Below are 15742 nucleotides of genomic sequence, written 5' to 3'. Positions count from 1 at the left end.
CAGATTGCGCTGCTTAGGCGTCGTTGGCTTTTAGCTGTTCCACCAGATCAACATAGTCTTGCATCGCTTGTTCACGCGCCACGCCTGCCAGTTTGCTCCAGGCGTCAAACTTGGCCTGGGCTACAAACTGAATTGCGGAAGGTCGCTCGCCGCTAACATCACCTTCGCTGGCTTGTTTGTACAAGGCATATAGCTTGAGCTTAGTTTGTACATCGGGAGCTTCATTGAGCTCGACAACTTCGTTTTGTGCAACTTGAAAGCGATTGGCTAGATCCGACATTCCATTCTCCAGTTAAACGATCGTTTTAATGTGGATGTAGTATAGGGGTTCAGTGCCGGGTTTGCTAGAGGCGCGCAGCACTGACCGATAGGCGTTGAGTTCATTGCATTTTGCTGCCGTCATGGCGCATTCAGCGTAAAATATAGGCAGGAGAATCCAATGCCAATACCCAATCTGATTGCATATCTGAATGGTCAATTTGCACCACTTGATGAGCTGAGCGTGCCGGTACTTGATCGCGGCTTTTTGTTTGGCGACGGGGTGTATGAAATGATCCCTGTCTATTCACGCTGTGTTTTTCGATTGGACGAGCATTTGCAGCGCTTAGCACGCAGTTTAGCGCAAGTGGAAATTACAAATCCGTATACGTTGGCACAATGGCGAGCCTTGGTGCACGATTTAGTGGCTCGGCAGCCATTTGAAGATCAGTCGGTGTATTTGCAAGTCACGCGGGGTGTAGCTTATCCGCGTAATCACGCTTTTCCTAAACCCATAGTGCTCCCCACTGTATTTGCGTTCTGTGATCCGCTGGAAATGCCGCCACCGCAGCATTACACCCAAGGGGTCGCAGCGGTGACGACGCGCGATTTGCGCTGGCAACGCTGCGATATTAAAGCAATCTCTTTACTGGCCAATGTGTTGGCCAAGCAAGAGGCGGTGAACGCGCAAGCGGCAGAAACGATTCTTCTGCGCGACGGAAAAATGATCGAAGGCGCTGCAAGTAATATCTTTATCGTGCAAAATGGCGTCCTTTACGCGCCGCAGACCAGCGAATTGATGTTGGCTGGGATTACTTATGATCTAGTGATCGAATTGGCGCAGTTGCATGAGATGCCGCTGGTGCTGGGCGATGTGTCTGAGGCGATGTTGCGCGAGGCCGACGAAGTTTGGCTGACGTCATCGTCGAAAGAGATTTTGCCTATCGTCACATTGGACGGCCGGTCAGTAGGAAATGGCCAAGTTGGCCCCATCTATCAGCAGATGCTGCAGATTTACCAAACATACAAAGCCACGGTGATGCGCCGGGCTCAGTAAAGTACAAAAGTTGGCCTGCAAGGCGCAAAGTCGAAGACAGTGCACATAGTACGACGAGACGCTGCAACGCAGCAGGCGAGTTTTTGTTTTGATTTGAAGGATTAATAATGGCTTTGATTGATATCCCTAACCAAAAATTGGAAGACTTAGTAACTTTCCCTGCGCTGATTCCGGTCAAAGCGGTCAGCCAAAAAAATATTGCTGAGCATGAATTTCGTGCTGCAGTGTTCGCGGTGACGCGCGAGTTGGTGCCGGTGTTTTTGGAAGAGCACATCACAATTCGTGCCTCGAGTGCGGGGAGCTACTTTTCTGCCACGCTGATGGTGACGTTCGAGCACGTCGATCAAGTGTACGCGCTCGATTCTGCGTTGCGCGCTCATCCGCTGGTTTTGCGTGTGCTGTAATGCAAAGAGCTGAAGATACTGCGCTAAGTATTGATTTGCAGCGCATTGCTGATGTTTGCTTTGTCGATATACCCCTCGATCCATTTGAACATGTCTTGCGTGTTCGACAGCTAGGGCAGGTCGATTACGAGCCCACTTGGCAAGCGATGCAAAAATTCACTGCCGAGCGCAATGCGGAAACGATCGACGAGCTGTGGATCTTGGAGCACCCGCCGGTGTTCACCCAAGGCCAAGCGGGCAAAGCCGAGCATATTCTGGCGAGTAGCGATATTCCCGTGGTGCAAATCGATCGCGGCGGCCAAGTGACTTACCATGGCCCCGGCCAACTGGTGGCGTATCTGTTGCTGGATTTACGTCGCTATAAAATGGGCGTGCGTGATTTGGTGCGCAAGCTGGAAAATAGCGTGATTGGCATCTTGGCCGATTACGGCATTAGTGCCTATGGCAAAGTCGATGCGCCGGGCGTGTATGTGAAAGATGAATACTGCGAATCGAAAATCGCCAGCCTTGGCTTGCGCATCCGCAATGGCTGCTGCTACCACGGCCTCGCACTCAATGTATCGATGGATTTAGCGCCATTTAACCTAATCAATCCATGTGGTTATCAAGGGCTGCAAGTGACGCGCATGGCTGATTTTGGAATCAGCGAGACACCCGCGACTTTAGCCGCTAAAATGGCGGACAAAATTGCCCACCAAATCAAATCTTTAACCGTATAAAAGCTACGGTTATTGGGAAGAAAATGACTGAAGAAATCAAAACTGCGGCCAAGCCAAGCAAAGAAGTCGGCGTTAAGCTCAAAGGCGAAGCCAAAACTGCGCGTATTCCAATCAAAATCGTTCAGCTCGAAACCAAGCTGAAAAAGCCAGAATGGATTCGCGTACAAGCAGCCAGCCACAATAGCCGCTTCTACGAAATCAAAGAAATTTTGCGTGAGCAAAAGTTGCACACTGTTTGTGAAGAAGCTTCGTGCCCAAATATTGGCGAGTGCTTCGGTAAGGGTACAGCCACTTTCATGATTATGGGCGACATCTGTACCCGCCGTTGCCCGTTCTGTGACGTCGGCCATGGCCGCCCCAATCCGCTGGATGAAAACGAGCCGCGTCATTTGGGTGAAACCATCGCGGCATTGAAATTGAAATACGTGGTGATCACCTCGGTTGACCGTGATGATTTGCGTGACGGCGGTGCGGCACACTTTGTTGAATGTATTCAAAAAACGCGTGAGCTTAGCCCGAATACGCAAATCGAAGTGCTGGTGCCTGATTTCCGTGGCCGCATGGACATCGCGTTGGATATCTTCAAGCAAGCGCTGCCCGACGTAATGAATCACAATCTGGAAACTGCGCCACGCTTGTACAAGCAAGCACGCCCCGGCTCAGATTACCAGCACTCGCTCGATTTACTGAAAGAGTTCAAACGTCTGTATCCGCATGTGAATACCAAATCCGGCATTATGGTGGGCTTAGGTGAAACGGACGAAGAAGTCTACCAAGTGATGGAAGACATGCGTGCGCATGATATCGATATGATCACGATTGGTCAGTATCTGCAGCCATCAAACGGCCACCTGCCAGTATTGCGCTATGTGCATCCAGATCAATTTAAAGCGTTTGAAACTCGTGCTTATGAGCTGGGCTTTAAACACGCAGCGGTAGGGGCGATGGTTCGTAGCTCGTACCATGCAGATCAACAGGCGCATAACGCAGGTGTTTGATGAGTTTGCTTGTTGCTAGAAAGTAAAAAACGGGGCTATGCCCCGTTTTTTTATTGGTATTGCTCGCCAAGCATTGAATAATGATCTGTATCGGGCAATACATTTGGAGGGTATATGAGCGATTTACCTCGGCACGAATTGGCCATGACGGTGTTGATGACGCCAGATATGGCTAATTTTTCTGGCAAAGTCCATGGTGGCGCTTTGCTCAAGCAATTAGACCAAGTGGCGTATGCTTGCGCTTGCCGTTACGCGGGTGCCTATGCGGTAACGCTATCGGTTGATCAGGTCACGTTCAAGCAACCCATTCATGTTGGCGAATTAGTGCATTTTTTGGCGAGTGTCAATTACACCGGTCGTACATCAATGGAGATTGGGATACGCGTGGTGGCGGAAGATATTCGCCTGCAAACTAAACGCCACACCAATAGCTGCTATTTCACGATGGTGGCGATGAGCGAGCAGGGCACGCCATTAGAAATTGAGCCATTAATCGCCAAGGATGAAACTCAAGTGAAACGCTGGATTGAAGCTGAGGCAAGGCGCAATATTAGGTTGAGCCAGACTTGAAGCTGGGCCTAGATATCGAAGCGATGCTTGGCAAATAGCTGGCGAATTTGTGGGTTGGTGTGTGACAGGCCGAGTGCCAGAGCTGTTTTTTGATCACTACCAATTACATCCACTTTCGCATGTTGCAGTAGTAATGTTTCGCTGCTGCGGTAGTGATTGGTTTGTAGCGCGTGCAGTAGCGCTGTTTGCCCGTTATGGTCCGTTTGGTTGATATCTGCGCCAGCTTCGAGCAATAAGCGGATTGCCGCGTGCTGACCCCGTGATGCTGCCTGCATCAGGGGGGTAATGCCGGCATTACTCTGAGCATCAACTTGTGCACCGTGTTCCAGTAATAAGCTAAGCGCTTGTAAATTACCATCTGCTGCAGCCCAGTGCAGGGCGGTAAAGCCACCGAGGTCGCGGGTTTCCGTGTTAGCGTTCCGCGATAGCAATAAACCCACTAATGGCAAATGCGAAAAGGTAGCAGCCCAGATTAATGCGGTTTTGCCGTATTCATCCGCAGTTTCAATATTGATGCCTGATTTCAGGTACATCAGTACTCTAAGCGTATTGCCTGACGCCGCCGAGGAGAAATAATCCTCTTTGCTGACCGTGATATCGCCATAACTCAAGCCAGCGTTCAGCTCTTTTACGTGGTCCCAAGCTTGTTCTTCGGGCTCTGGCTTGCCAAATTTGCTGACATGCAGTCGGTACAGACTAAATAATTCGGATGCCACACTCGGTGGAAAGCCTTGGCGATCACCGCGTTCATCCACGGCAAGGCTGGAAATAAAGCGCTCCAGATGTTCTGTGCCCCAGGCGGCAATAATTTGCTCCAAGATGCGGGGATAGGACTCTTCCAGATGATGTGGGTAGAAGTCTGCATCTGAGCCAATTAGTTCGAGCACCGCAGGATTCAAAACAACCTCAAGCCAAATAACTGATAAGGAGCTTAACTCTACCGACTGAGTCCATGGAGTTCAAGCGAAAAAAAACGCCACCAGCATCGCTAGTGGCGTTTTGTTGCGTTGCGACAAATTACATCATGCCGCCCATGCCACCCATGCCGCCCATATCTGGCATTGCAGGTGCATCTTCTTTTGGCAATTCAGCAATCATGCAGTCGGTCGTCAACAGTAGACCAGCTACCGAAGCTGCGTGTTGCAGTGCTGAGCGAGTTACTTTGGCTGGATCGAGTACACCCATCTCAACCATATCGCCGTATTCGCCAGTTGCCGCGTTGTAGCCGAAGTTGCCTTTGCCTTCCAATACTTTAGCAACCACTACGCTTGGCTCGTCGCCCGCGTTTTGTACGATTTGACGCAATGGTGCTTCGATTGCGCGCAATACAATCTTGATACCTGCATCTTGATCCGCATTTGAGCCTTTCAATTCAGTGATCGTTGAGCGAGCGCGGAGCAATGCAACACCACCACCTGCCACGATACCTTCTTCAACCGCTGCGCGAGTCGCGTGCAACGCGTCTTCAACGCGTGCTTTTTTCTCTTTCATTTCAACTTCTGTTGCCGCGCCAACCTTGATCACTGCCACGCCACCAGCCAATTTAGCCACGCGCTCTTGCAGTTTTTCACGATCGTAATCGCTGGTTGATTCTTCAACTTGTTTGCGGATCATGGCAACGCGAGTTTTGATCGCTTCTTCTTGGCCAGCGCCGTCGATGATTGTGGTGTTTTCTTTTGCCACTTCGATGCGTTTCGCTTGACCGAGCAATGACAAGTCCGCTTTTTCCAGTGACAAGCCAACTTCTTCAGCAATCACAGTACCGCCAGTCAGAATCGCGATGTCTTCCAGCATTGCTTTGCGACGATCGCCAAACCCTGGAGCCTTAACAGCTACAGTTTTCAGGATGCCGCGGATGTTGTTCACCACCAAAGTAGCCAGCGCTTCGCCATCAACGTCTTCAGCGATGATCAGCAATGGGCGACCCGCTTTAGCGACTTGTTCCAGTACTGGCAGCAAGTCACGGATATTGCTGATTTTTTTGTCGAACAACAACACGAATGGGTTGTCCAGCGCCGCGATTTGCTTGTCTGGGTTGTTGATGAAGTACGGGCTCAGGTAGCCGCGGTCAAACTGCATACCTTCAACTACGTCCAGTTCATCTTCCAGACCTGAGCCGTCTTCAACGGTGATCACGCCTTCTTTACCTACCTTGTCCATTGCAGCAGCGATTTTTTCTCCGATGATTTCATCGCTATTTGCAGAGATCGAGCCAACTTGCGCGATTTCTTTGCTGGTAGTACAAGGCTTAGCGATGTTTTTCAATTCGCCAACCAAAGTCACTACAGCTTTGTCGATGCCGCGTTTCAGATCCATTGGGTTCATGCCCGCAGCAACGTATTTCATGCCTTCTTGCACGATGGCTTGTGCCAATACGGTTGCAGTTGTTGTACCGTCACCCGCGATATCAGAAGTTTTAGACGCCACTTCTTTTACCATCTGTGCGCCCATGTTTTCGAACTTGTCTTTCAATTCGACTTCTTTGGCAACCGATACGCCGTCTTTAGTGATCGTTGGTGCGCCGAAAGAGCGCTCCAGTACCACGTTACGACCTTTAGGGCCCAAGGTCACTTTCACCGCGTTGGCCAATACGTTTACACCGTTGACCATTTTTGCGCGTGCGCTATCACCAAACAGAACTTCTTTAGCAGCCATTTTCAATTCTCCAAATTCATAATCAACCGGCATTGGGCCGGGAAACAATTTTTAATGTGGATTACTCAACGATCGCGAAGATTTCTTCTTCACGTACAACGACTAATTCTTCGCCGTCGATCTTCACGCTTTGAGCGTATTTACCGAGCAGTACTTTATCGCCAACTTTAACGGTCAGTGCTTGAACTGAGCCGTTTTCCAATACTTTGCCTGCGCCGACTGCAATCACTTCACCCATGTCTGGTTTTTCTGCCGCGCTGCCTGCCAGCAAAATGCCAGATGCAGTTTTCTCTTCAGCCTCAACGCGCTTGATCACAACACGGTCATGCAATGGACGGATTTTCATGGTGTTAAAACTCCTGAGTACAAGTTCGTTAATACAGAATTTGATATGGCACAGCGGGCTTTTAGCACTCGCTGTGCTTGAGTGCTAAATAGTATGGCTGAGCTTGGGCTTTTTCAAGAGGGAAAAAGCAAAAACTTTGGGTTGGGCAGCAGAATATGGAGTGATCGACTAAGGGGTTGGTGCTAATTAAGTCGCTCGGGGGTATGGCTTGCTAGCCTTTGTATTATTTGCTGTTTGAGTAAATACGCATGTAGGTATTTGCTGAGGATGAAGCAAGAAGCCTCAAATGCAAAAAAGCGCTAAGTTGCCTTAGCGCTTTTTTTGAAATTTTGGCGGAAGCGCAGAGATTCGAACTCTGGGGGGACTCACATCCCCGACGGTTTTCAAGACCGCTGCCTTAAACCACTCAGCCACGCTTCCGTACTTTGATTGTTGAATAAAAAAGCCCCGACTTGGTCAGAGCTAATTTATTTGATGTTCTTGGCGGAAGCGCAGAGATTCGAACTCTGGGGGGACTCACATCCCCGACGGTTTTCAAGACCGCTGCCTTAAACCACTCAGCCACGCTTCCGTTCTTGAACAGGTGCGCATAATATCAAGCTTTTTTAGCCTTGTCTCGCTTTTTTGCAAAAATTTTTAAAGTTTTTCCAAAACTGCGAAATTGGCTAACGAAGCGTTGGCAGTATGCTCGATCGCTGGCGAAAGCCGGATGCGATAAGTTTTGCCCTGTGCAGCAAGGCGAAACTCGCGGTTATCCGCAAAAAAGGCCTGCGGCAGTACCAAGAAACGATTTTGGTTGATCGTATTATTTTCGGGGGAGTAAATCCCAAAAAAACTGCGATTGCCTAGTAGCGGGGTGAGCTCAACTACAATGGGAGTCTGCGAAACGGTCTCTATCCCCACATTGACTTGGCCTTCACGAGTTTTGGTGATGCGGCGCACGATGCCGACCGAAACAGGGCTCATGCCGACGCCATCCATGCCGACAATTTCCCCAACCTGCAGTGCGTCTTCCCGATCTGAGTGGAAGTTGACGCCGATACCCGTTGCGCTTTCGTTATCAATAGTCCAACGATCACGTGAGTTTGCATCGGGTGGCGTGCCGCGCAAATGACTGATTACATCATCAAGCCCGCGCGTGACATTGATCGACTTTTGGGTCGCTCGGCGTTCCGATTTTCGTACTGGAGCAGGGGTGTCACGTGACCAGAGGTTGATCAGATGCTGCATCAGGTCGATATTGGCTGGTTGCCCCGAATCGACAGGTAGCCCCAATTGGGCCGCATCTTCACCTTGATTGAGTTTTTCAATGGTTTCTTTGATGTGCAGCACCAAGGTTTCGGTAAACCAGTAACGCCAGTTTTCGCCCACCATATCGCGGCGCAGTCGTTTTGGCGGGGTTGAACCAGCCACATTGATCGCAAACAGCTGGCGGTTGGGTTTGATCTGGGTTTCAAGATCCAGTCGGCTAACCCAGCGCTTGAGCCATTGCGTGACCAGTTCGATCTGTGCTGGCTGCATTTTCTCGGGGTGCGCCAGTGAGAGCATCATCAATAACATGTATTCACGGCGAACATCGGTGATTTCTGCTTCCGGGTAAGGTTGCAGCGGAGTCGCAGCAAAGCCTTCCTGTTCGGCGTACAAATACAAGCGATTGAGGTTGCGCCAGGTACGGCTATCTACTTCCATATAGCGCAGGTACGACCAGCGCGCTTGTTCGACAAAATACATCAGGCCGCGCAAGGTAAATACTTGTAAGTCTTTTTCAAGGCCGCGTGGCAGGCTTTGGCTGGCTTGTTTTACACAGAAACGGTAGGCATCGCCCATATCGTTCCAAAATGCCAGCAACGTAGGTAATACTTGTTTCGGGCTGGCGCCATCGTCCAGCGTTTTGCCTTGGTAGATATCTACCAAGTGGGTTTGCAGCGAGCGGGCTTTTTCGTCCAGATAGGGGACAGTTTTAAAGCGTTCTTTGGCGCTGGTTTTGGGGTTGGCGTTGAGTTGTTTGAGTGCTTTAACGATTTCTTGCTGGGCTTGCAGGATGTCGCTCTCTGGGAGCTCCTGCATCATAATCGTGGCCGACTTGTAGTTGTGGACGCCTTCTTGTTCACGTTTTCCGAGCAGCGCCCCGATCAGACTTTTAAAGTCAAACATAGGGTTAATTCCTAGCTATGCCGTAATTATTGATTGAATATTGCGTTGATCTGCAACGATAAACGTATTCTTACCTTGGCGGCAAGCGCCGACTCTGTTTTATCGCAATAAGCCTGAGTCGATGTTGCAGTTCTGTGATGTTGTGCACATTTTGCCCGAATCATTACGTTTTGTAATTACAAAACCATGGGCGTGCGCTGTGATAAAATACTGCGTTTTCAGCTGCTTGGTGCGCTTGTTTAGGCCGCCAGCTTGAGCTGTTCCTCACTGATAGTGATAGGGCACACGAATAATGATCAGTTCTAATGGCATTACGATGCAGTTTGGCGCCAAGCCACTGTTCGAAAAAGTCTCGGTAAAATTTGGCGATGGTAATCGCTATGGTTTGATTGGCGCCAATGGTTGCGGTAAATCGACCTTTATGAAAATCCTCGGTGGTGATTTGGAGCCGAGTGCAGGTAATGTTTCGCTCGAACCCGGCGTGCGGCTGGGTAAATTAAAGCAGGATCAGTTTGCCTACGAAGATCAGCGTGTGCTGGATGTCGTAATGCAAGGTCACGTTGAATTGTGGGCTGCGATCCACGAGCGTGATGCGATTTACGCTAATCTGGAAGCGACTGAAGACGACTACATGCGAGCAGCCGAGCTGGAAGGCTTGGTAGCAGAGTACGATGGTTATACCGCCGAAGCACGTGCTGGTGCTCTGCTGCTGGGGGTAGGTGTGCCGATTGAGCAGCACAATGGCCCAATGTCGGATGTAGCGCCGGGTTGGAAATTGCGTGTTTTGCTGGCGCAAGCACTGTTTTCTAATCCAGACGTTTTGCTGCTGGATGAGCCAACCAATAACTTGGATATCAACACGATTCGCTGGTTGGAGCACACGCTGAACGAGCGTAATTCTACGATGATTATCATTTCCCATGATCGTCACTTCTTGAATCAGGTGTGTACGCACATCGCCGACGTGGATTACGGCAATATCCAGATTTATCCGGGCAATTACGACGACTACATGCTGGCTTCAACGCAAGCCCGTGAGCGTGCACTGACCGATAACAGCAAAGCGAAAGAGCGCGTGGCTGAGTTGCAAGCCTTTGCGCAGCGTTTTGCCGCGAATAAATCGAAAAGCCGTCAAGCGACTAGTCGTTTGAAGCTGGCTGACAAGATCAAAGAAGGTATGGTTGAAGTGAAGCCGTCTTCACGTCAAAACCCATACATCCGCTTTGAAATGGACGATAAGCAAAAGCTGCACCGCCAAGCTTTTGAAATTACCAATGTTTCTAAAGCTTTCGATAAAACGCTATTTTCGAAGCTGAACTTCATTTTTGAAGCCGGTCAGAAAATGGCGGTCATCGGTGGTAACGGCGTGGGTAAATCCACTCTGATGAAAATGCTGGTTGGTGTATTGCCACCGGATGCCGGTACGATTAAATGGGCTGAAAAAGCGGATCCAGGCTATTTTGCGCAGGATCACGAAGAAGACTTCGCAGAGGACATCACGCTGTTTGACTGGATGAAGCAATGGGGCCAGCCGGGTGATGATGACCAGGTGATTCGCGGTATCTTGGGTCGCTTGCTGTTTGGTGGCGACGATGTGAAAAAATCGGTGAAAGTGCTGTCCGGTGGTGAAAAAGGCCGCATGTTGTACGGCAAGCTGATTTTGCAAAAGCCAAACGTCTTGGTAATGGACGAGCCAACCAACCACATGGATATGGAATCGATCGAGTCGTTGAATATGGCTTTGGAGCTGTATAAAGGTACGCTGATTTTTGTTTCGCACGACCGGCAATTTGTCTCGTCGCTGGCGACCCAGATTTTGGAGTTAAATGGTGATGGTACGTATACGCACTTCTTGGGCGGCTACGAAGAATACTTGGAAAGCCGTGGTCTAGAGTAAGATTGGCCTGAGTTCATTTGCTGTGCCCAATGCGATTGGCATTGGTGCAGCAAATGCCAAGCAATAAAAAACCGAGCTTTAGCTCGGTTTTTTATTGGGTATAGGCCTCAATGCCTTTTTGCGTCTAGGCTATGGCCATATACCTGTATTAGCGACGGCGGAAGTTGCCACCTGTTGGTGCGCCGCCGCGTTCGTCTTTGTGACGGAAAGTGACGCGACCTTTGGTCAAGTCATACGGTGACATTTCAACAGTAACACGGTCGCCCGCGATAATACGGATATGGTTTTGACGAATCTTACCTGAAGCGTAGGCCGTGATTTCTATACCATTAGTCAGAGTTACACGAAAGCGAGTGTCCGGGAATACCTCGGCCACAACACCTTCCATTTCAACAACGTCTTCTTTTGACATGCTTTATTCCAGTAAGGCTGACGCCGATCTGTTTGAGCGTCATTTTTTTAAATAAGGGCGAACTATACAGGTTTTAGCCAAAAATTGCGCCACTTTTTGTGCATTTTTGAGCGTAACCATTTGTATTTATGCTTGATTCAGTGTAGCAGCAACTTTAAGCTTGCCACCTTATTGAAGTGGAATGTCTACTATGCGTCGGATTTTTCTGTTTATTGCCGTTTCATTGCTCAGTGCGTGCGCTACACAAGCGCCCTTGGCGCCTAGTCCGCTGCCAAGCGCAACGCCTGTCGCAGCTTTGCCGACGCCCAGCGTTGCACCGCACAGCCCTAGCCCTGCACCATTGCTCAGCCCTACGCCTAGCCCTGTCGCTACGCCAAAGGCTAGCCCCAAGCCTCAGCTTTCTGACGCGCAGGGACGCGTGCTGATCGCACAACTATTACCGCCCAAGATCGGAGATCGTGAAGGCTGGATAGATGATATTCACAGTGCATTTAGCGCACTCAAGCTTGCCTACACGCCAGAATATGTGTGCGCATTGGCGGCTACGATTGAGCAAGAGTCGAGCTGGCAAGGTGATCCAGTCGTTCCTGGTTTGCCAAAAATTGTTTGGGGCGCCATCGAAGAGCGCGCAGGTAAATATCATATTCCACTGATTGCGGTGCAAACGGCACTGCTGAAGCCATCACCTACGGGGAAAAGCTACAAGGCGCGGATCGACAGCTTGCGTACCGAGCGGGAAATGAATGATTTATTCGAGGATTTGGCGGCCGAAGCCAAAAACCTGAATTTGCCACTGAATATGAAAAACCCGATTCGTACTGGTGGGCCAATGCAGGTGAGTGTTGAGTTTGCCCAGCAGCACACACAGGTGTGGCCGTATCCTTATCCGCGTAAAGGGAGCATCCGTAGCGAAGTATTTACCCGCCGTGGTGGGGTGTATTTTGGTGCAGCCATTCTGTTGCAATATCCCGCGCCCTATACTGATATGGTGTATCGCTTTGCTGATTTTAATGCTGGTCGTTACGCGAGCCGTAATGCTGCATTTCAGCAGGTAGTTTCACAGCTTAGCGGTAAAGAGTTGGTCGAGGACGGTGATTTACTTAGCTACAGTAATGGGGTGCCAACAGGCACCAGCAGCGTGCAGTCGGCTTTGTATGCCGTGGCGGCTAGTTTGGGAATGAGTCGTGATGAAATCTTGCGTGATCTGAAGCAAGAAAAACTAGTTGGCTTTGCGCAAACCGAGCTTTACCAAAAAGTATATGCCTTGGCCGAAAAAGGCGGTAAACGCTGGCCGCGTGCCAGCATGCCGCAAATTGATCTAAAAAGCCCCAAAATCACGCGCAAGCTAACCACCGAATGGTTTGCTAATCGAGTGAAAGGCCGCTACGAAACCTGCATGAAACGCCTATGAGCCATTTTGGCGAGTCGGCGTTGGCTAAGATTGCTTCGCTGTCTTCCTATATTTATAATTTGGATTAATTAATTCGATTTTATTGAAGGCGCAGAATGAAGTTCACCCTTAGGCAGTTGGAAGTGTTTGTCGCCGTTGGGCAAGGGGAGAGTGTGTCGCGTGCGGCTGAGCAATTGAAAATGTCGCAATCGGCGACCAGTACTGCACTTGCTGAGTTAGAGCGTCAATATGAAATGCGCTTGTTTGATCGGGTTGGTAAACGCCTGCAACTGAATGAGCTGGGGGCTTTATTGTTACCGCGCGCCATTGAGCTGCTCGATCGAGCGCAAAGCATGGATGCCATGCTCAGTGGTCAACATGGGTTTGGCCCGCTTCGCGTCGGGGCCACGCTGACCATTGGTAATTATTTAGCTACGTTATTGATCGGTGATTTTATGCGCCAGCATCCTGGTTGTCGCGTGAGCCTGGCTGTGCACAATACGTCGATGATTGTGAATCAGGTAGTGCACTTTGAGCTGGATCTAGGCTTGATCGAGGGTGATTGCCAGCATCCTGATTTGATAGTCTTGCCTTGGGTGGCCGATGAATTGGTCGTGTTTGCCGCCCCACAACATCCCTTGGCGCAGCAGGCCAAAGTGACATTTGATGATCTGGTCAAAGCTTCTTGGATTGTGCGTGAGCAAGGTTCGGGAACACGTCAGACGTTTGAATTTGCCATGCGTCATGCTCTGTCTCAGCTCGATATTCGGCTTGAGCTTGAGCATACCGAGGCCATTAAACGTGCCGTGGAATCTGGCTTAGGAATCGGCTGCATTTCGCGCTTAGCGCTGAAAGACGCGTTTCGTCGTGGCAGCTTAGTACCACTGGAGGTTGCTGGCTTGGATTTGGGCCGACAGTTTCACTTTGTGGTGCATAAGCAAAAATATCAAACTCCGAGCATGGGCGCATTTCTGGAATTATGCAAAAAAGCCACGGCAGGTATTGCACGAAGTGACGAAATTGCAATGCCCTACATACCTTAATGGGGTATGCCTTTAAAGGTGATATTTAAATTGTGGTTTGGTCATATACCCAATAAAAAAGCCCGCAAACGCGGGCTTTTTTATTGAAGCTGGCGGCAAGCTTAGTGAATGCCACCGCTTTGCTGGTAACGCTTTTCTAGGTGGTTCACGCCCGCTGCGAGCACCAAAGTCATGATCAGGTAAATAAATGAGATCGTGAGATAGGGCTCCCAATAACGTGAATATGCACCAGCCACAGTCCTTGCTGCGTAGGCGAGTTCACCCAAACCAATTGCAGAAACCAATGAGCTATCTTTCAGCAGCATAATGGCTTCATTACCGAGTGGCGGTAGCATTCGGCGGAAAGCTTGCGGTACGATAATAAAGCGCATGGTTTGGCCATAGGTCATGCCGAGCGAACGTGCCGCCTCAAATTGCCCTTTGGCGATCGATTGAATCCCTGCGCGAAAAATCTCAGTGATGTACGCGCCTGCATTTAATGTGAGTGCCACTAGACCAGAAAGAAAGGCACCATAGTCTTGTCGCAAGGTGGATGCTAGCTCACCACTCAGAATCAAACCGTGGTCTGGATGCACCAGCAGCGGCATTACCGCAAAGTGGGTTAGTAGAATCTGTACAAACAGCGGTGTGCCGCGGAAAAACGTTACATAAGCTGTTGCTGGCCAGCGCAGTAGAAAGCGTACAGGGTACTTCCACGGGCCATGTTTTACGTCGGCTAAGCGTGCCATACCCGCAAATAGGCCAATTAACGTGCCAAGCACCACTGCAATCAAGGTGATGCCCAGTGTCATCTGGATACCGTCGATAAATAGCTCGCGGTATTCCCACACCATCTGCAGTTGGAAATTATCTAGCAGCGGGACAGCCTGCTGTACGTGTTGCCAAAATTGATTGAAATCCATTGTCTTACCATGTGTTTGCTTAAGACAATAAAGCACAACTCAAGGTTGCGCTTTATTGTCTGAGCAGAGCGAGTGAGGCGGAAAAAGCCGCGCCTTATTTGCCGAAGTACTGCTTGTAGATTTTGTCGTAAGTGCCATCAGCCTTGATTGCAGCTAGGCCTTTGTTGATTTGCTCAAGCAAAGCTTTATTGCCTTTTTTCACCACGATGCCGTAGTACTCTTTGGCAAAAGTAGCATCATCGATGGTTTTCAATTTGGCTTTGGCATTGTTGGATACGTAATTAACAACAACACCATTATCGGCAATCACGGCATCAACACCACCGCTTTGCAATTCTTGAATAGCTAGTGGGGTAGATTCAAAGCGTTTAATGTTCGGGCTGGTTTTGCCGAGTAGTTTTTGCGCCACTTCGTCGCCAGTAGTACCAGTTTGTACACCGATTTTTTTGCCTTTTAGATCGGCCAGTTTAGTGGCTTTGCTACTTTGGCCAACGGCAATCAGTTGTTTGGCTTCGAAATAAGGCTCAGAGAAGTCCATCGATTGTTTACGTTCAGGGGTGATAGTTACTGCAGAAATTACAATGTCACGGTCGCCATTATTGAGCGAAGCAAAAATACCTTCCCATGGCGTGTTCACAAATTTGATTTGTAGGCCTGCTTTGGCCGCAACCGCTTTCATGATGTCCATGTCAAAGCCGACGGCTTCTTTTTTCTCATTCAATGATTCAAAAGGCGCATAAGCGGCATCGGTGGCCACTTGGTAGGTTTTTGCTGCATGCGCTGGAGCATTGAGCATCATACCGGCCAACAGTGCAGTAGTTAAAAAGCGGAATGGGGTGCGAAGCATGGGGCAGTTCTCCAGCGGGATAAACAAAAGGCAGAGATGATAAACCATCTTACGGTTTTCATGCTCTGCCTTGATGCTAGTAAGCTTTAA

The 15742-nt window shown here is 49.6% G+C and carries 16 protein-coding genes and 2 tRNA genes; 8 read left to right on the top strand and 10 right to left on the bottom strand.

The genetic code is table 11. The features are described 5' to 3' along the window. Positions 1 to 13: 13 nt before the first annotated feature. Complete coding sequence (locus HZU75_RS04970; RefSeq protein WP_180308061.1) at positions 14 to 280, bottom strand: acyl-CoA-binding protein; 267 nt, start codon at positions 278 to 280, stop codon at positions 14 to 16. Between the two features lie 159 nt (positions 281 to 439). Between HZU75_RS04970 and HZU75_RS04965 the strand changes: the two genes are divergently transcribed. The 5 genes from HZU75_RS04965 (at position 440) to HZU75_RS04945 (ending at position 4006) form a co-directional block, all read left to right on the top strand. After that, positions 440 to 1315 (top strand): D-amino acid aminotransferase, encoded by an 876-nt coding sequence (locus HZU75_RS04965; RefSeq protein ID WP_180308060.1) that lies wholly within the window; start codon positions 440 to 442, stop codon positions 1313 to 1315. Positions 1316 to 1422: 107 nt separating this feature from the next. After that, a complete protein-coding gene (locus HZU75_RS04960; RefSeq protein WP_180308059.1) occupies positions 1423 to 1719 on the top strand; it encodes a YbeD family protein in 297 nt (98 codons plus the stop codon). A 95-nt stretch (positions 1720 to 1814) separates the two neighbouring features. Next, positions 1815 to 2438 (top strand): lipoyl(octanoyl) transferase LipB, encoded by a 624-nt coding sequence (gene lipB, locus HZU75_RS04955; RefSeq protein ID WP_228028253.1) that lies wholly within the window; start codon positions 1815 to 1817, stop codon positions 2436 to 2438. Positions 2439 to 2461: 23 nt separating this feature from the next. Next, positions 2462 to 3436: a lipoyl synthase gene (lipA, locus tag HZU75_RS04950; protein WP_180308057.1), complete on the top strand. Its 975-nt coding sequence runs from the start codon at positions 2462 to 2464 to the stop codon at positions 3434 to 3436. A gap of 114 nt (positions 3437 to 3550) precedes the next feature. Further along, a complete protein-coding gene (locus tag HZU75_RS04945; protein WP_180308056.1) occupies positions 3551 to 4006 on the top strand; it encodes an acyl-CoA thioesterase in 456 nt (151 codons plus the stop codon). Positions 4007 to 4014: 8 nt separating this feature from the next. Here HZU75_RS04945 and HZU75_RS04940 read toward each other — a convergent pair whose 3' ends face one another. From HZU75_RS04940 to HZU75_RS04915, 6 genes are all read right to left on the bottom strand, one after another. After that, positions 4015 to 4893: an ankyrin repeat domain-containing protein gene (locus HZU75_RS04940; RefSeq protein ID WP_180308055.1), complete on the bottom strand. Its 879-nt coding sequence runs from the start codon at positions 4891 to 4893 to the stop codon at positions 4015 to 4017. A gap of 130 nt (positions 4894 to 5023) precedes the next feature. Further along, positions 5024 to 6661, bottom strand: a complete 1638-nt coding sequence (groL, locus tag HZU75_RS04935; protein WP_180308054.1) for a chaperonin GroEL — start codon at positions 6659 to 6661, stop codon at positions 5024 to 5026. A gap of 61 nt (positions 6662 to 6722) precedes the next feature. Next, a complete protein-coding gene (locus HZU75_RS04930; RefSeq protein ID WP_157314216.1) occupies positions 6723 to 7007 on the bottom strand; it encodes a co-chaperone GroES in 285 nt (94 codons plus the stop codon). Positions 7008 to 7337: 330 nt separating this feature from the next. Further along, positions 7338 to 7427, bottom strand: a tRNA-Ser gene (locus HZU75_RS04925). Positions 7428 to 7488: 61 nt separating this feature from the next. Next, positions 7489 to 7578, bottom strand: a tRNA-Ser gene (locus tag HZU75_RS04920). A gap of 65 nt (positions 7579 to 7643) precedes the next feature. Next, entirely contained in the window at positions 7644 to 9161 is a 1518-nt protein-coding gene (locus HZU75_RS04915; protein WP_180308053.1) for a cyclic-di-GMP receptor FimW-related protein, read from the bottom strand. 292 nt (positions 9162 to 9453) lie between these two features. On the opposite strand from HZU75_RS04915, the gene HZU75_RS04910 reads away from it, so the two are divergent. Next, positions 9454 to 11058: an ABC-F family ATPase gene (locus HZU75_RS04910; protein WP_180308052.1), complete on the top strand. Its 1605-nt coding sequence runs from the start codon at positions 9454 to 9456 to the stop codon at positions 11056 to 11058. Positions 11059 to 11206: 148 nt separating this feature from the next. Here the strand turns inward: HZU75_RS04910 and infA are convergent, their stop codons facing one another. Beyond that, on the bottom strand, positions 11207 to 11470 hold the full coding sequence (gene infA / locus HZU75_RS04905) for a translation initiation factor IF-1 (protein ID WP_179356799.1): 264 nt from the start codon (positions 11468 to 11470) through the stop codon (positions 11207 to 11209). A gap of 190 nt (positions 11471 to 11660) precedes the next feature. On the opposite strand from infA, the gene HZU75_RS04900 reads away from it, so the two are divergent. Both HZU75_RS04900 and HZU75_RS04895 read left to right on the top strand, forming a co-directional pair. Next, positions 11661 to 12881 (top strand): DUF1615 domain-containing protein, encoded by a 1221-nt coding sequence (locus HZU75_RS04900; RefSeq protein WP_180308051.1) that lies wholly within the window; start codon positions 11661 to 11663, stop codon positions 12879 to 12881. Between the two features lie 95 nt (positions 12882 to 12976). Next, positions 12977 to 13903 carry a LysR family transcriptional regulator gene (locus HZU75_RS04895; RefSeq protein ID WP_180308050.1) on the top strand — a complete coding sequence of 309 codons (927 nt, stop codon included), beginning with the start codon at positions 12977 to 12979 and terminating at the stop codon, positions 13901 to 13903. 101 nt (positions 13904 to 14004) lie between these two features. Here HZU75_RS04895 and HZU75_RS04890 read toward each other — a convergent pair whose 3' ends face one another. Both HZU75_RS04890 and HZU75_RS04885 read right to left on the bottom strand, forming a co-directional pair. Beyond that, positions 14005 to 14805, bottom strand: a complete 801-nt coding sequence (locus tag HZU75_RS04890) for an amino acid ABC transporter permease (protein ID WP_180308049.1) — start codon at positions 14803 to 14805, stop codon at positions 14005 to 14007. 94 nt (positions 14806 to 14899) lie between these two features. Further along, complete coding sequence (locus HZU75_RS04885) at positions 14900 to 15652, bottom strand: basic amino acid ABC transporter substrate-binding protein (protein ID WP_180308048.1); 753 nt, start codon at positions 15650 to 15652, stop codon at positions 14900 to 14902. Positions 15653 to 15742: the final 90 nt, after the last annotated feature.

Source organism: Chitinibacter fontanus (assembly GCF_013423785.1).
Classification (GTDB): domain Bacteria; phylum Pseudomonadota; class Gammaproteobacteria; order Burkholderiales; family Chitinibacteraceae; genus Chitinibacter; species Chitinibacter fontanus.
Note: the sequence above shows the minus strand (reverse complement) of the source record. Positions and strands in the feature narration are given on the sequence as shown.

What these genes read in the sequence shown, in the direction of transcription:
- HZU75_RS04970 (WP_180308061.1), bottom strand. Translation starts at nt 280, where the DNA reads ATGTCGGATCTAGCCAATCGCTTTCAAGTTGCACAAAACGAAGTTGTC.
- HZU75_RS04965 (WP_180308060.1), top strand. Translation starts at nt 440, where the DNA reads ATGCCAATACCCAATCTGATTGCATATCTGAATGGTCAATTTGCACCA.
- HZU75_RS04960 (WP_180308059.1), top strand. Translation starts at nt 1,423, where the DNA reads ATGGCTTTGATTGATATCCCTAACCAAAAATTGGAAGACTTAGTAACT.
- lipA (WP_180308057.1), top strand. Translation starts at nt 2,462, where the DNA reads ATGACTGAAGAAATCAAAACTGCGGCCAAGCCAAGCAAAGAAGTCGGC.
- HZU75_RS04945 (WP_180308056.1), top strand. Translation starts at nt 3,551, where the DNA reads ATGAGCGATTTACCTCGGCACGAATTGGCCATGACGGTGTTGATGACG.
- groL (WP_180308054.1), bottom strand. Translation starts at nt 6,661, where the DNA reads ATGGCTGCTAAAGAAGTTCTGTTTGGTGATAGCGCACGCGCAAAAATG.
- HZU75_RS04930 (WP_157314216.1), bottom strand. Translation starts at nt 7,007, where the DNA reads ATGAAAATCCGTCCATTGCATGACCGTGTTGTGATCAAGCGCGTTGAG.
- HZU75_RS04915 (WP_180308053.1), bottom strand. Translation starts at nt 9,161, where the DNA reads ATGTTTGACTTTAAAAGTCTGATCGGGGCGCTGCTCGGAAAACGTGAA.
- HZU75_RS04910 (WP_180308052.1), top strand. Translation starts at nt 9,454, where the DNA reads ATGATCAGTTCTAATGGCATTACGATGCAGTTTGGCGCCAAGCCACTG.
- infA (WP_179356799.1), bottom strand. Translation starts at nt 11,470, where the DNA reads ATGTCAAAAGAAGACGTTGTTGAAATGGAAGGTGTTGTGGCCGAGGTA.
- HZU75_RS04900 (WP_180308051.1), top strand. Translation starts at nt 11,661, where the DNA reads ATGCGTCGGATTTTTCTGTTTATTGCCGTTTCATTGCTCAGTGCGTGC.
- HZU75_RS04895 (WP_180308050.1), top strand. Translation starts at nt 12,977, where the DNA reads ATGAAGTTCACCCTTAGGCAGTTGGAAGTGTTTGTCGCCGTTGGGCAA.
- HZU75_RS04890 (WP_180308049.1), bottom strand. Translation starts at nt 14,805, where the DNA reads ATGGATTTCAATCAATTTTGGCAACACGTACAGCAGGCTGTCCCGCTG.
- HZU75_RS04885 (WP_180308048.1), bottom strand. Translation starts at nt 15,652, where the DNA reads ATGCTTCGCACCCCATTCCGCTTTTTAACTACTGCACTGTTGGCCGGT.